The 13,799-nt window shown below is 51.1% G+C and carries 14 protein-coding genes; all 14 read right to left on the reverse strand.

Annotated features, from left to right (window positions below; genetic code table 11):
* Positions 1 to 102 precede the first annotated feature (102 nt).
* Positions 103 to 1,644, reverse strand: a complete 1,542-nt coding sequence (rny, locus tag NST69_RS17205) for a ribonuclease Y (RefSeq protein ID WP_036724766.1) — start codon at positions 1,642 to 1,644, stop codon at positions 103 to 105.
* A 309-nt stretch (positions 1,645 to 1,953) separates the two neighbouring features.
* Positions 1,954 to 2,691: a RecX family transcriptional regulator gene (locus tag NST69_RS17210; RefSeq protein WP_342546500.1), complete on the reverse strand. Its 738-nt coding sequence runs from the start codon at positions 2,689 to 2,691 to the stop codon at positions 1,954 to 1,956.
* Positions 2,692 to 2,806: 115 nt separating this feature from the next.
* Entirely contained in the window at positions 2,807 to 3,871 is a 1,065-nt protein-coding gene (gene recA / locus NST69_RS17215; RefSeq protein WP_341185411.1) for a recombinase RecA, read from the reverse strand.
* A gap of 297 nt (positions 3,872 to 4,168) precedes the next feature.
* On the reverse strand, positions 4,169 to 5,458 hold the full coding sequence (locus tag NST69_RS17220; protein WP_342546502.1) for a competence/damage-inducible protein A: 1,290 nt from the start codon (positions 5,456 to 5,458) through the stop codon (positions 4,169 to 4,171).
* A 58-nt stretch (positions 5,459 to 5,516) separates the two neighbouring features.
* Entirely contained in the window at positions 5,517 to 6,104 is a 588-nt protein-coding gene (gene pgsA / locus NST69_RS17225; protein ID WP_036724758.1) for a CDP-diacylglycerol--glycerol-3-phosphate 3-phosphatidyltransferase, read from the reverse strand.
* A gap of 149 nt (positions 6,105 to 6,253) precedes the next feature.
* Positions 6,254 to 6,745 carry a YajQ family cyclic di-GMP-binding protein gene (locus NST69_RS17230; RefSeq protein WP_036724757.1) on the reverse strand — a complete coding sequence of 164 codons (492 nt, stop codon included), beginning with the start codon at positions 6,743 to 6,745 and terminating at the stop codon, positions 6,254 to 6,256.
* Between the two features lie 134 nt (positions 6,746 to 6,879).
* Positions 6,880 to 7,041: a hypothetical protein gene (locus tag NST69_RS17235; protein WP_179090467.1), complete on the reverse strand. Its 162-nt coding sequence runs from the start codon at positions 7,039 to 7,041 to the stop codon at positions 6,880 to 6,882.
* A gap of 83 nt (positions 7,042 to 7,124) precedes the next feature.
* Entirely contained in the window at positions 7,125 to 8,072 is a 948-nt protein-coding gene (locus tag NST69_RS17240; protein WP_339249024.1) for a RodZ domain-containing protein, read from the reverse strand.
* A gap of 48 nt (positions 8,073 to 8,120) precedes the next feature.
* The gene (locus NST69_RS17245) at positions 8,121 to 8,903 is read right to left on the reverse strand and encodes a DUF3388 domain-containing protein (protein WP_036724755.1); all 783 of its coding nucleotides are present in this window, start codon (positions 8,901 to 8,903) and stop codon (positions 8,121 to 8,123) included.
* A 132-nt stretch (positions 8,904 to 9,035) separates the two neighbouring features.
* The gene (locus NST69_RS17250) at positions 9,036 to 9,296 is read right to left on the reverse strand and encodes a DUF3243 domain-containing protein (protein ID WP_036692667.1); all 261 of its coding nucleotides are present in this window, start codon (positions 9,294 to 9,296) and stop codon (positions 9,036 to 9,038) included.
* A 132-nt stretch (positions 9,297 to 9,428) separates the two neighbouring features.
* On the reverse strand, positions 9,429 to 10,196 hold the full coding sequence (fabG, locus tag NST69_RS17255) for a 3-oxoacyl-ACP reductase FabG (RefSeq protein WP_036724753.1): 768 nt from the start codon (positions 10,194 to 10,196) through the stop codon (positions 9,429 to 9,431).
* Positions 10,196 to 11,476, reverse strand: coding sequence for a pitrilysin family protein (locus NST69_RS17260; RefSeq protein ID WP_340952182.1), 1,281 nt, complete (start codon positions 11,474 to 11,476; stop codon positions 10,196 to 10,198). The genes fabG and NST69_RS17260 overlap by 1 nt, the downstream gene beginning before the upstream one ends.
* Positions 11,477 to 11,478: 2 nt before the next feature.
* Positions 11,479 to 12,720, reverse strand: a complete 1,242-nt coding sequence (locus tag NST69_RS17265; RefSeq protein ID WP_339257515.1) for a pitrilysin family protein — start codon at positions 12,718 to 12,720, stop codon at positions 11,479 to 11,481.
* Positions 12,721 to 12,904: 184 nt separating this feature from the next.
* Entirely contained in the window at positions 12,905 to 13,756 is an 852-nt protein-coding gene (gene sleB, locus NST69_RS17270; RefSeq protein WP_036724779.1) for a spore cortex-lytic enzyme, read from the reverse strand.
* Positions 13,757 to 13,799 lie beyond the last annotated feature (43 nt).

The raw sequence follows: 13,799 nt of genomic DNA on the forward strand, positions 1-13,799 counted from the left end.
CATAAATCGCTGCTTAAGTATAATTTCACCTATTCTGCTTCATTCCAAACTCCACGACGTGCTGCATGAAAAAAGGCCCCGCAAGGGGGCCGATTTCCTTATTTATTTCGCATATTCTACAGCGCGTGTCTCGCGGATTACCGTAACCTTGATATGACCTGGATAATCCAGCTCACTCTCAATCATCTTCGTAATATCGCGGGCCAGACGGAAGCTTTCGGCATCATCAATCTTCTCAGGCTGTACCATTACGCGAACCTCGCGGCCCGCCTGAATGGCATAGGATTTCTCGACACCCTCGAAGGACTCCGAGATCTCCTCCAGCTTTTCCAGACGTTTGATGTACGTTTCCAGGGTCTCACGGCGTGCACCTGGACGGGCAGCCGACAAAGCATCAGCAGCACCAACCAGCATAGCAATAACCGAGGTAGCCTCGCAATCTCCATGGTGGGACGCGATACTGTTGATAACCACCGGATGTTCCTTGTACTTCTTCGCCAGTTCGACGCCGATTTCAACATGCGAACCTTCCACTTCATGATCAAGCGCTTTGCCGATATCATGCAGCAGTCCGGCACGTTTTGCAAGCACGATGTCTTCCCCAAGCTCACCGGCCATAAGTCCAGTCAAATAAGCAACCTCCATGGAGTGCTTCAGTACGTTTTGACCGTAGCTCGTGCGGAATTTCAGGCGGCCCAGAATTTTGATCAGATCCGGGTGCAGACCATGAACGCCAACCTCGAAGGTAGCTTGTTCACCGTATTCGCGAATCCGTTCATCCACTTCTTTGCGGGATTTCTCCACCATTTCTTCAATACGTGCAGGATGGATACGTCCGTCTGCGACCAGCTTCTCCAGTGCAGTACGGGCCACTTCGCGGCGGATCGGATCAAATCCTGACAGAATAACGGCTTCCGGCGTATCATCAATAATAAGATCAATCCCGGTCAGAGTCTCCAGCGCACGGATATTGCGGCCTTCACGACCGATAATCCGGCCCTTCATCTCTTCATTCGGCAAGGTAACGACAGATACCGTAGTTTCCGCCACATGATCAGCCGCACAGCGTTGAATCGCCAAGGTGATAATCTCACGGGCTTTCTTGTCCGCTTCTTCCTTAGCCTGCTGTTCGATTTCCTTGATCATCTGAGCAGTTTCATGGCGAACTTCCTGTTCTACATTGCTGAGAATGATACTTCTGGCATCATCGATGCTCAGATTGGAGATACGTTCCAGTTCAGTAACCTGATTCTTGTAAATAACATCAATTTGCTGTTGGGTTTCATCAATTCGTTTCTCTTTGTTAGCTACTTGTTCTTCTTTTCGTTCAAGCGATTCCATTTTTTTATCCAGCGATTCTTCCTTTTGCAGCAAACGTCGCTCTTGCCGTTGGATTTCATTCCGACGTTCACGAGTTTCTTTCTCAGCTTCGGTACGGATTCTATGAACTTCGTCCTTAGCCTCAAGTACCGTTTCCTTCTTCAGCGCCTCCGCCTCTTTCTTCGCGTTCTCCACGATGACTACGGCTTCTTTCTCTGCGCTGGAAATCTTAGCTTCTGCAAGGGATTTACGAATAAAATAACCGAATCCAAAGAATGCTGCAGCTACAACGAGAACGACTATGACCCAGATCAATGGATCCATCTGTTCACCTCCTCGTTGATATCCTCCAAGGATCTTCCCTTGGGTATTTGTGCAGTTGTTAAACTATCCGTTCATCACCATACAAAAAACCGGTAATACACCGATTGCCATACTGCACATGCTGCACATGCACATTGCCCGCCTTATCCGGCGATTACATTTCATATGAGTTGTACGCGAACCGGAACATAAGAGTCTGCTTTTTGGGAAGGAAAAAGGAATCTTAGTTTATGCCGATTCATGTTATATTTTATTATTTATAAAAAGACCTTGTCAAGAGAGTCGATAACCGTAATAAAGTCAAGAGAATCAATCCGGGAAGTAAAACTCCTCTTCTTCCCCCTCAGAATCCTGCTCATCCCGCAGAATCCCGATCACTTGGCGCACCATTTCTCCTGAGAATCCCCGGCGCATCAGGAACGCCCCTGTCTTCCGGCGTTTGTCGTTCACATCTCCCCGGAGCGTATTCCATTTCTTCCGTCCGGTCTGCAGCGCGCTCTCCAGCTCCTGCTCGGGTGTGATCTCATCCAGCGCTTCCGCAATCAGCGACTTATCAATCCCTTTTTCCCGCAGCTCCTGCCGGATCCACATCTTGCCCTTACGCTGATTCAGAATCCGCTGCTCCGCCCACTGCTTGGCGTACAAGGGATCATCAAGCAGACGTTCCTCCTGCAGGCGGAGCAGAACTTCGGCAATAACAGTCTCCCCTATTTCCTTCTCCCTTAAACGGCGGGCCATCTCCTGTGCGGTTCTGGGCTTGCGCTCCAGATACCTAAGCCCCTCCACATACGCCCGCTGGCGCTCGTCTGCGGCAACGATATCCTCCAGATCCGCTTTTACAAAAGCACTCCCGGTAATCATCCGGTATTTAATCATGACATCTTCATGAACAGTCATGTTGTAGTCTCCGAAATGGATTAGATAACGATAATTAGACTTCTTAAGCCGCTCTACCTTTGTAATTACCAGCTCTTGATCTGCCGGGAAATCCGCCAGCACCTGCTGCTCATCCTGTTCTTCGAATTCCTCATCCAATTGGATAACCATCCTGCCATTCACCTACTTAAGCTGAAATATTTACGAAAAGGCACCCTGTTATATCTTCACAGGGCGCCTATCCATCTTGACTTCATTATTCAATTAGAAGTAGAGGAGTACTTAATTACTCAATCTCAAGCAGCAGCTTCTCTTCTTCCTCTTGCTCCGCAGCCACAGCCGCTTCAGATGGTGCCTCTACCAGAGTCGTGAGATTACTTGCCTCACGGATCTTGTTCTCGATCAGCAGAGCAATATCCTGATGTTCCTTCAGGAACTGCTTGGAATTCTCCCGTCCTTGACCCAGACGTTCGCCTTCATAGGAATACCAGGCACCGCTCTTGTTGACAATATCCATCTCCGTACCGATATCCACAAGGCTTCCCTCTCTGGAGATTCCTTCGCCGTACATGATATCTACATCCGCTTGCTTGAACGGAGGCGCTACCTTGTTCTTCACAACCTTGATCTTCGTGCGGTTACCCACGACATCGTTACCCATCTTGATACTCTCTACCCGGCGCACATCCAGACGGACAGAGGAGTAGAACTTCAGAGCGCGCCCACCCGGAGTGGTCTCAGGGTTACCGAACATTACGCCGATCTTCTCACGAAGCTGGTTGATGAAGATCGCAATAGTGTTGGATTTGTTAATGGCACCAGACAGCTTCCGCAAGGCCTGGGACATCAGACGGGCCTGCAAACCTACGTGGGAATCACCCATATCGCCTTCAATTTCTGCCTTCGGCACAAGTGCTGCTACAGAGTCAACTACAATGATGTCTACTGCTCCGCTGCGTACAAGCGCTTCAGCGATTTCCAGGGCCTGTTCACCCGTATCAGGCTGGGACAGCAGCAGTTCATCAATGTTAACGCCAAGCGCCTTGGCATACTTGGGATCAAGCGCATGCTCAGCATCGATGAAGGCAGCTTGTCCGCCCTGCTTCTGTACTTCAGCGATCGCATGAAGTGCAACCGTCGTCTTACCGGAAGATTCCGGTCCATATACTTCAATAATACGTCCTTTGGGAAGTCCGCCAATACCTAGTGCAATATCAAGTGCCAAAGATCCGCTAGGTACAACTTCCACTTTCATGTGAGTGGATTCTCCCAGTTTCATTACCGAACCTTTACCGAATTGTTTTTCTATTTGACGAAGCGCCATATCAAGCGCTGCACGACGATCTGACAATCAGACCACTTCCTTCACTGTTTATAGTATTATCATAACGTGTTTTGAAGGGCTTGCCAAGTCTTTTTTAGAACATACATTCGTTTTTTTTGCTCCCGGGGATAACAATCCCTTTTATTGTAAGATGCAGGCCTCCTTCCGGATGCAAAACTCAGCAGGTGCTTCTCTTCCGCTTCTTACGTTAATAGGAACAGCCATAGGATAATTTGTTATACCTAATATAAAACAAAAAACCGCAGCATGATCGCTCAAGCCACGGTTCTTCCGTATACATGAATTATATACCGGCCCGTACAGTTATTGCAAGGCCGAGCCTTCCAGCGGAGTAGCAACCTTGCGTTCTTCCAGGCGGCGCCACAACCGGTACAGCAGCGCCTTGACGGTACGCAGCCGGATGTTCTCACGGGTGCCCTTCAGATTCAGCTCATATACCTCTGTCTTGCAGCCCCGCTCAGCCAGTCCTACGAACACAAGACCCACCGGCTTGCGCTCAGAATATCCCGGTCCGGCTACACCAGTAACCGATAAGCCGAAGTCCGTGTCACCGATCATACGCACCTGCTCAGCCAGTACCTCCGCAACCTCGCGGCTCACCGCTCCCGGGGCATCCGGACCTTCAAGCATGGCGGAAGGCACATTCAGCAGTTTCTTCTTAATATCATTGGAATAACACACGATTCCTCCGGCAAACATGGAGGCGCTGCCCGGAATATTCGTAATGCTCTCCATCAGCAGACCGCCTGTACAGCTCTCGGCAGCACTCAGAGTGAGTCCCGCATCCGCCATCCAGTCCACAATCAGCTGCTCCAGCGGCACATCGATGTTGGCATACAGATTCTCCGGCAGAATGTCCGCAATCGTCTTCTCCAGAGCATCGAGCTTGACCATAGCTTCCCGCTCGGACGGCGCCTTGGTGGAGATACGCACGGTCACTTCGCCTTCCTTGGCATACGGGGCAATCGTTGGATCGCTCTGGCTGCGGATCAGTTCAATCAGCTTGTCCTCCAGCAGCGACTCGCCAATCCCGGCGAACTTCAGCATCTTCGAGTAGAGCGGCATTTCATCAGTAAGTGCATGCTGCTGAAGCCATGGCTTGGCCTTATCCGTGAACATCGGCTTCATCTCCCGGGGCGGGCCGGGCAGCACGATATAATATTTGTCTTCTTCTGCAAAAGCAATCCCTACCGCAAGGCCGGTATCATTGGACAGAGGAGTCGTCCCTTCAATAACAAGCGCCTGCTTGCGGTTATTCTCAGTCATTACAATCTTGCGGTCATCGAAGAAGCGCTGCACATGATCCATGGCCAGCTGGTCGATGTGCAGGGTCCGGCCAAGCGCCGCAGCCAGCGCATCCTTGGTCAGATCATCCTCGGTCGGACCAATGCCGCCCGTGAACAATATAACATCCGCCCGGCTCTGAGCAATCCGGATCGCTTCCAGAAGGCGGTTTTTGTTATCTCCCACAACGGTCTGAAAATAAACGTCAATGCCTAATGCAGCCAGCTCGACTGAAAGAAACTGGGCATTGCTGTTCACGATTTGTCCAAGTAAAAGTTCTGTTCCAACGGCAATAATCTCTGCTTTCATAGCTGACGTTCTCCTCCTGATTGTAGGTATCCTGCAAGGTTAAGCCTGTTCCAGCCTCTCAGGCTTTGTTCAAATCCAGCAGATCCTTATTCTTCACGAAATAATCAATGCCAGAGTAAATGGTAATGATGGCTGCCGCCCAGATGGCAATGTCATCCACAGGGATGCTGACGAACTGGAACGGGAAATTGTTAAGCAGCAGCAGGGAAATAGCAACAATCTGAATCACTGTTTTTACCTTTCCCCATTTGCTTGCAGCCACTACCTTCCCTTCCAGCAGTGCCACCTGGCGCAGGCCGGTCACGGCAAACTCGCGGCTGATGATGACAATGGCAATCCAGGAATCGCATCTTCCCAGCTCGACCAGCGAGATCAGCACGGCCGAGACCAGCAGCTTATCCGCAAGCGGATCGAGCAGCTTGCCCAGATTGGTGACCATGTTATATTTTCTGGCTATGTAACCGTCAATTCCATCGGTACTGGCTGCCAGCAGAAAAATAACTGCCGCGACCAAGTGATTAATTGAAAGCTGAAAGGAGCCCCAATGTATCGGTTCCGGATAGAAGCTGAAGTCCACCAGCAGAAAAAACATCATGATTGGGATAAGGCAAATACGTGCTAATGTGATGCGGTTGGGTAAATTCACTGAAGTTTCCTCCCCTAGTCCATACGAATCCGGTATTCCAGCATTTTCTTCAAAACTGCTTAGCTAGTATATTATAGCCATAAATAAGTGTCAAAAAAACATGAAGCACCCCGCAAGTAAGGTAAGTATACACTGCGGGGCACATGATCTTACTTTAAATTGTTAAACTGTAAATCAAGCGGCAAATCAGCCTTGCGTAAAAGCTGGATAATCTGCTGGAGATCGTCGCGGCTTTTGCCAGTCACACGGATCTGATCACCCTGGATCGTGCTCTTAACCTTCAGCTTGGAATCGCGGATCAGAATATTGATCTTCTTCGCATTCTCCTGGTCTATCCCTTGCCGCAGTCCCAGCCGCTGGCGCACCGTGCCGAGCGAAGCCGGCTCCACTTTGCCGAAATCCATATTCTTCAGCGTGATTCCCCGCTTCACCATCTTGGTCTGGAGGATATCAATAACTGCATTCAGCTTGTATTCATCCTCTGAGGCGATGACAAGCGCATCCTTCTCCAGCTTCAGGCTGCTCTTGCTGTTCTTGAAATCAAACCGGTTATCAATTTCCTTCTCGGTTTGATGAACCGCATTGGTCAGCTCCTGCATATCCATCTTGGATACGATATCAAATGAACTTTCTGAACTCATGGTTCCACATCCTTTACTTCCAATTAGTCTGTTCCTATTATATGAGATAGGGGCTCTTAAGTCTAATACTGGAAAAGAGTGCACCTAAAAACACGCCTCCCGGAACCTGTCCAGGAGACGCTCACCTCTAAATATTATCTGCTGCGTGCAGGAGCCCGGAACATATCCAGAATCCCCAGCAGAACATGTGCCAGTCCAAAGCCCAGAATACCATATCCCCAGGCGCCCGGTGTCAAATAATACCCCAGGAGACTGACAATAATGCCAAGCCCTGTTACAATCCAGCTGACGGTCATGAGAGAATACACCTCACTTTGGCGAGAGAACTGTTAAACACTTCTAGGTTCTCCAATCCGCCAAAGACTATACATCGGATGTATTATTCTCCGGTAGTACTCCCGCCAGCAGCGCCGTCCGTACCGCTGTCCAGTTCAAGCAGCAGACGCGAGGAGGTTTTGCCGTCGGTAATAGCCTGTCCGTTGACCGAAATCGCGGTAGCCGGTGAATATCCCGATTTGATATACATGCCTTCGCTGTCCAGCGTGAAGCTGAGATTATCGCCGGCCTTAGTGTTCCCGAAGCTGAGCTTCTCCCCCTTGGAGTTCTCGCCCTTGTACACTTCAAGCCAGCTGACTCCGGTTGAGGCAATCACGACCTGAACCTGGCTTCCGGCAGGCGCGGAGACCTTATAGATCGTTGTCTTGCCCGATTTACGGTCCTGAGTAACGGTGACAGCACCCGGAGAAGCCGATGGAGACGGCTCTGGAGTTGCAGCAGGCGCAGTGGTTGCCGCGGCTCCTGCATCAGGTGTAGCTGCCGCATCCGCTGTCGCTGAAGGCACTGCACCGCCTCCAGCGGCAGTAGGAGAAGGCTTAGCCTTAGCCGGATCTTGCGTCGCGGTAGTCATGCTTGCATTATCCGCTTTCTCCGGCGAATCATTATTCATCGTGGAAGAGGCATATAAGTAGATGACCACCAGAATCAGCACCGGGAAGGTCCACATCAGCAAGGTCGGGAGCCACTTGGCGTTACGCTCCGTTTCAGGCTTGCGGCTGCGCTTCTGAATCACGGTCTCCATGGTAGTATCGACGGGAGCAGCAGGCACATTGCCGTGCTCCTCCATCAGCTCATCCGGGTTGACCCCGACCGCCTCGGCATAGGTTTTGATAAAAGCCCGGACATAAAAGCTGCCGGGAAGCACTTTATAATCCCCTGCTTCGATGGCTTCCAAATATTTTTTGCGGATCTTTGTTACTTCCTGGACATCATCAAGACTCATCCCCTTTTGCAGACGAGCCTCCTTCAAATGCCGGCCCAGTTCCGACATACCATCACCTCCTGAATGTTGTGTGAGCAATGCTCTTAATGAAATATATTAAAGATCTTCACTGTAGCTTGTCGTAAACGACTCGTACAATATCTCTTCGTTCGGTGAATTGCGCAGCTCAATAATAATATCGAAGTCATCGAAGGTGAATTCGGACTCCCGCACAAAAATATCAGGATGCTCAATCACCTTGGTGCTTGCCATACTCATGACATTCTGCAGCAGGTTATAATGCTTCTCATTCGAGCGGATGGTGCTGACGATCCCGTCAATGATAAATACATTATGCGGATTCATCTCGTCTTCGGCGAGCTGGCTGCGGACGGTCTGGCGCAGCAGCGTAGAGGAGACAAACGTCCAGCGCTTCATCGCACAGACGCTGCCGGCAATAATCGATTCTGTCTTGCCTACCCGCGGCATGCCACGTAGTCCTATAACCTGATTGCCTTCTCTCTTAAACAGCTCGCCCAGGAAATCGACCAGCAGCCCGAGCTCATCGCGGGTGAAGCGGAAGGTCTTGCGGTCATCCGAATCCCGGTCGATGTACCGTCCATGCCGGACCGCCAGCCGGTCCACAAGCCGCGGTGTACGGAGTGCCGTAACCGTTATATTATCAACTTTCTTGAGCATTTCGCCCATCAGCATGATCTTCTCATCGTCGCTGGTTTCCAGCAGCATTCCGCGCGTCTTGCCTTCCACGCCGTTAATCGTCAGAATATTGACTTCCAGCATCCCCAGCATGGAAGCAATGTCGCCTAACAGACCGGGTCTGTTCTTATGTATCTTATACTCCATATACCATTGTTTATATTCCACTTGTGCGCACCTCATAGATTCCTTTTCCCTGCATGTTGTTTCAGATACACGGGTCATGTTAATGATATATAAAAAAAAATTGAAAGGCAAGGACACGATTGTAATAATTGCAGAAAAGCTCCCGCAAGGGGAGCTTCTTCCGCGTACCTATGCGTTTTTCTTCGCCAGTTTGACCATGAGTCCGGCAATGGTATGCTTCTCATCATCCGTTCCGACATCCCACAGCTCTTTGATGGCCCGGTTGGAATAGTTGCCCGGATCGACCTTCTTATCGAGGAATTCCCCGATTTCGAACGCCAGCTTGGTGATGGTCTCGTCGCTCATCCCCATTTTTTCAGCCTGAATGACCCGGTCGCCCAAAAAACTTTTCCAGGTATCAAAGTTCTTCACTACGGAATCTGTTGACATCTTAAATCCTCCTCAGGTTTGTAATGATATTGAGATTTAGAAGCAACAGTTATAATATGTCTCAAGCCGGAAGGTCTTATGCTGGAGCATTTCTCCAGAGCAGGCTCATGGTTCCTGGCATTATACCGGTTATTACGTAATCCAGCCGCCGTTCGGACTGATGACCTGACCCGTAATATAACCGGACTCAGGCAGTGCCAGAAAATAAACAAGCGAGGATATATCCTCAGGGGTAGCCAGCCTCCCCGCAGGGATCTCCTCCTCCAGCATTTTCAGTTCATCCGCCTGCAGATTGGACAGCATGGCCGTGTGAACTGCTCCAGGCGCTACAGCGTTCACAGTGACCTTGGAGGGGGCCAGCTCTTTGGCAAGCGCCTTGGTAAAAGCATTAACTCCGCCCTTACTGGCCGAATAAGCCACTTCACAGGAGGCACCCGAGATTCCCCACACAGAAGACACATTAATGATCCGGCCGTAACGCTGCGTGACCATATAAGGCATGAAAATCTGGCTGCACATGAAGGTGCCCTTCAGATTCACCGCCATGATATCGTCCCACTCCTCCTCGGTCAGATCGGCTAACATGCCATAATGAGCTTTACCGGCATTATTGACCAGGATATCCGGCATCATGCCGCTGCTCTCCAGCCTTTCGGCCATGCGTACGAGCTGACTGCGGTCTTTCATGTCCGCCGCTACGGTCATTACCTTCGCCCCCAGCGCCAGACAGCGCCGGGCCACATCATTTGCCGCTTCATGCGAATTCATATAATGAATCACAATGTTCATTCCCACCGAAGCAAAACGCTCAGCGATCGCGCCGCCGATTCCCCCGCTGCCTCCGGTAATGAGCACTGTCATTTCGCCAATCGGTTTGCTGTCCTCTCCCGGTAACATCATTAAGGACTCACCACCAGCGATACGGCCAGCTGCTCCCAGTTCACATGATCATGGAGCCGGGCATTCACTTCATCCAGAGTGATCGATTCATACAGGGGAAGCACTTCAAACAGATCTCCTCCACGGAACTGGTAACGGGTGAACTCATGGGCAATGCTCTCCGGCGAATTCAGCATCCGCAGGAAGCCGCCGATTTTCTTTTTACGGGCCCGTTCGAAATCCTTCTCCGCGAAGCCCGTCTCCAGAATGCGTCCAACTTCTGCCTTAATCCGTTCAAGCAGCAGACCCGGATCTTTGGTATCGCCGCCGATCGCCGAGAAGGCATACTCCGCAGAGCTGTTAAATTCATGGCCGAAGCTGTCCGAGATCAATTCCTCGTCATAGAGCTTCTGATACAATGCCGTACTGCTGCCAAACAGCAGGTCCAGCATCAGCTTCGTGGTCAGATCACGGCGCACCGCCGCTTCACCGATCAGACCATCCACCTTTTCCTTAAATCCGAACATCATTTTGGGAATGGAGACAGCAAGTCGGCTCTCCACATGCTTCGAGGCTACCTGCTCAGGCTCCTCCGCGAAGATACGCGTAATTTCACCCTGCTTCTCATAGCTCTTGCCTTGCTGATTGCTGCGGATCAGTTCAAATACCTGCTCAGGGTCCACTCCGCCGACAACGAACAGCAGCATATTGCTGGGATGATAGAAGGAGTTGTAGCAGGTGTACAGCGTTTCCTTCGTAATGGTTGAGATGGATTCGATCGTTCCGGCAATATCAATGTGAACCGGGTGAGTAGCATACATGGCTTCAATCAGCCCGAAATAGACGCGCCAGTCAGGATTGTCGGCATACATATTGATTTCCTGCCCAATAATTCCCTTCTCCTTCTCCACGTTCTCATCGGTAAAATAAGGACGCTGCACAAAATCAACCAGCGTGCTGAGATTCTGCTCAATGTTCTCCGTGGCCGAGAAAAGATAGACCGTCTGGTCGAAGCTGGTGAAGGCATTGGCCGATGCGCCATTCGACGCAAAGGTGGCAAAAATGTCGCCTTCCGGCTCCTCGAACATTTTATGCTCCAGGAAGTGGGCAATTCCGTCCGGTACTGTAGTCTCCTCGCTGCCCGCCACCTTGAAGTGATTGTCTACCGAACCGTATTTCGTGGCAAAGGTGGCGTAGGTTTTGAGAAAAGCCGGCTTCGGCAGCACATACACCTGCAGTCCGTTATCCATAACCTCGTGATAAAGCGTTTCTTGAAGCCGTTCGTAATGGAGCTTCTCCATCCCTATTCCTCCTTCCCTGTCAGGAAATAAATCGTATCCAGCTCAAAAGTATCCGCTGCAGCCTTCACTTCAGCCGCCCCCATGCCGTCGACCTGGTCCATCAGCTCCTGGGCAGAACGGTCTTTGCCGGATAGCTGGCGGTTGAAATCAAAGGAAATCATCTCAAACGCCGAATCCTGAATCTCGGACAGCAGGTTGCGGATCATCGCCTTCGTCTGGCTAAGCTCCAGGTCAGTGATATTGCCGGCCTTCAGCTCATCTAGCTGCTTGCGGATAATATCAACGGCTTTGCCGTAGTTCTGGGTCTCGATCCCCGATTGAATCGTTCCGATGCCCTTATGCCCGTCATAACGGGAGGAGGCGTAATACGCCAGACTCTCCTTCTCACGGACATTGACGAACAGCTTGGAATGCGGGTAACCGCCAAGAATACCGTTGTACATCAGCGCGGAAGCATACCGGTCATCCTTGTAGGTAATCGAGGTCCGCAGCCCCATGTTCAGCTTGCCTTGATTCACATCCAGCTTCTCCTCTACCGTCCGCACTTCCGTAACCGATACCGGAGTGAAGTCCGAGGTGTAGCCTCCGGCTTCGGAGTGATGGGCCCGGCCGAAATGAGCTGTCACCAGCTTCTCGACCTCCTCAGGTGTGGTATCGCCCACAACATACAGATCAAGCGTAGCTCCATTCAGCCAGGAGGTATAGCTCTGGTACAGCGTCTCAGGCGTGATAGCATCCAGATCGGCCCGTTGACCGAGGGGATGGAGACGGTAAGGCTCGTTGCGGCACATTTCCTCAATGCAGCGTTCTGCCGCGTAGCGGATTTTGTCATTCACAATGGATTCCAGCTTCTTGCGGATCGTCTCGCGTTCTGTAGCTACATAAGAAGCCCGGAAGCTTCCATTCTCAAGCAGGGGACGGGTCAATACCTCTCCCAGAAAAGCGAAGGATTCCCCAAGCAGGCTCTCCTTGCTCTGCACAAAGGAATCATTGATCGTATCCATCCGGAACTGGACAATCTGGTAATCCCCGCGTTTATAAATATCGAAGCCGAAGCCGGCACCGTACAGCTCCTCCAGACGCTCGCGGAACTGGGTAGTCTCCGGGTAGGACGCTGTCCCCCGGCGGAGTACAAACGGAACCAGTGCGGTAGAAGTCACTGTACTTTCTTCAAGCGGAACGCCTGCATACAGTGAGATGGCGAATGTCTTGAACGCCTTGGTCGGCAGAACATGTATGCGCATGCCTGCGGCATGGCCATGTTGAAATGCATTATTAGTCAAGTCCAAAACTCCTTTGCAGCGTGGATGGATGCTCTATAACAAGTTTATGAAGTATTATCCATTCTAAACCATTCCAAAGTAAGGAAGCAACCGGAGGACAGCGTACCGGTTGCTCTTACGGAGGGTTGTATACAGACACAGTAAGCTACATGCAGAAAATATGCTGGCCGATCGTCTTCACCTGCGGACGGGACCAAATCCACTTGGAAGTCGCCGTCTTGGGATTGAAGTAATAGATACAGCCGCCCGACGGGTCCCAGCCGCTCAGTGCCTGCTGCACTGCCTTGCGTGCCTGTTCATTAGGCTCCAGATAGATCTGTCCGTCAGCAACGGCGGTGAAGGCTCCCGGCTGGAAAATGACGCCCGAAGGCGTATTTGGGAAGCTTGGGGATTTTACACGGTTAAGAATGACTGCGGCTACAGCCACCTGTCCTTCAAAAGGTTCGCCGCGAGACTCGCCGTAAACCGCGTTAGCCATGATCTTCAGGTCGTTTTCGGACAAGCCCATGGTATTTCCGGAGGACAGTTCAGCCGTATTGGTTTTGGCTGCAGCTGCGCCGGAGGGCGCTTTCTTCTGGGCGGTAGACGTCTCGGGCGCTGTCGGCTTCCAGGCTGTAGTCGCATTGTATAGCTTAAGCTTCGTCTTGGCCCCGACTACCCCGTCGGATTTCAGGCCGAATTTCCACTGAAACCAGGTGACAGCATTTTTGGTTTTGGTCCCGAACTGGCTGTCAATCTTCCCGTTAAAATAACCAAGGTACTTCAATCTTCCCTGCAACTCATAGACATCCTGCCCGGAGGAGCCGACCTTAAGCGGAGTTGTGCCGAACACGGGCATGGCTTCCTCCCCTTCATCAGGGCTATCTGCGGCAACCTGTTCTGCTGCATATGGCTTGGCATAGATCAAATCATGATCTTTGAAGACTGCACCGGCAAACGGTGCAGCTGCAAGGGCAAGGGTAACGGCGGCAATGATCCACTGCTTATGTTTTGTCATGGGATTCGCTCTACCTTTCTCTTGGAAGTTCTGCATGAATGGC

The organism is Paenibacillus sp. FSL P2-0089 (assembly GCF_038595095.1).
GTDB classification, from domain to species: domain Bacteria; phylum Bacillota; class Bacilli; order Paenibacillales; family Paenibacillaceae; genus Paenibacillus_AQ; species Paenibacillus_AQ silagei.

Coding starts and splice junctions, on each gene's coding strand:
- rny (WP_036724766.1), bottom strand. CDS start 1,644: ATGGATCCATTGATCTGGGTCATAGTCGTTCTCGTTGTAGCTGCAGCA.
- NST69_RS17210 (WP_342546500.1), bottom strand. CDS start 2,691: ATGGTTATCCAATTGGATGAGGAATTCGAAGAACAGGATGAGCAGCAG.
- NST69_RS17220 (WP_342546502.1), bottom strand. CDS start 5,458: ATGAAAGCAGAGATTATTGCCGTTGGAACAGAACTTTTACTTGGACAA.
- NST69_RS17230 (WP_036724757.1), bottom strand. CDS start 6,745: ATGAGTTCAGAAAGTTCATTTGATATCGTATCCAAGATGGATATGCAG.
- NST69_RS17235 (WP_179090467.1), bottom strand. CDS start 7,041: ATGACCGTCAGCTGGATTGTAACAGGGCTTGGCATTATTGTCAGTCTC.
- NST69_RS17240 (WP_339249024.1), bottom strand. CDS start 8,072: ATGTCGGAACTGGGCCGGCATTTGAAGGAGGCTCGTCTGCAAAAGGGG.
- NST69_RS17245 (WP_036724755.1), bottom strand. CDS start 8,903: ATGAGGTGCGCACAAGTGGAATATAAACAATGGTATATGGAGTATAAG.
- NST69_RS17250 (WP_036692667.1), bottom strand. CDS start 9,296: ATGTCAACAGATTCCGTAGTGAAGAACTTTGATACCTGGAAAAGTTTT.
- fabG (WP_036724753.1), bottom strand. CDS start 10,196: ATGATGTTACCGGGAGAGGACAGCAAACCGATTGGCGAAATGACAGTG.
- NST69_RS17260 (WP_340952182.1), bottom strand. CDS start 11,476: ATGGAGAAGCTCCATTACGAACGGCTTCAAGAAACGCTTTATCACGAG.
- NST69_RS17265 (WP_339257515.1), bottom strand. CDS start 12,720: ATGCGCATACATGTTCTGCCGACCAAGGCGTTCAAGACATTCGCCATC.
- sleB (WP_036724779.1), bottom strand. CDS start 13,756: ATGACAAAACATAAGCAGTGGATCATTGCCGCCGTTACCCTTGCCCTT.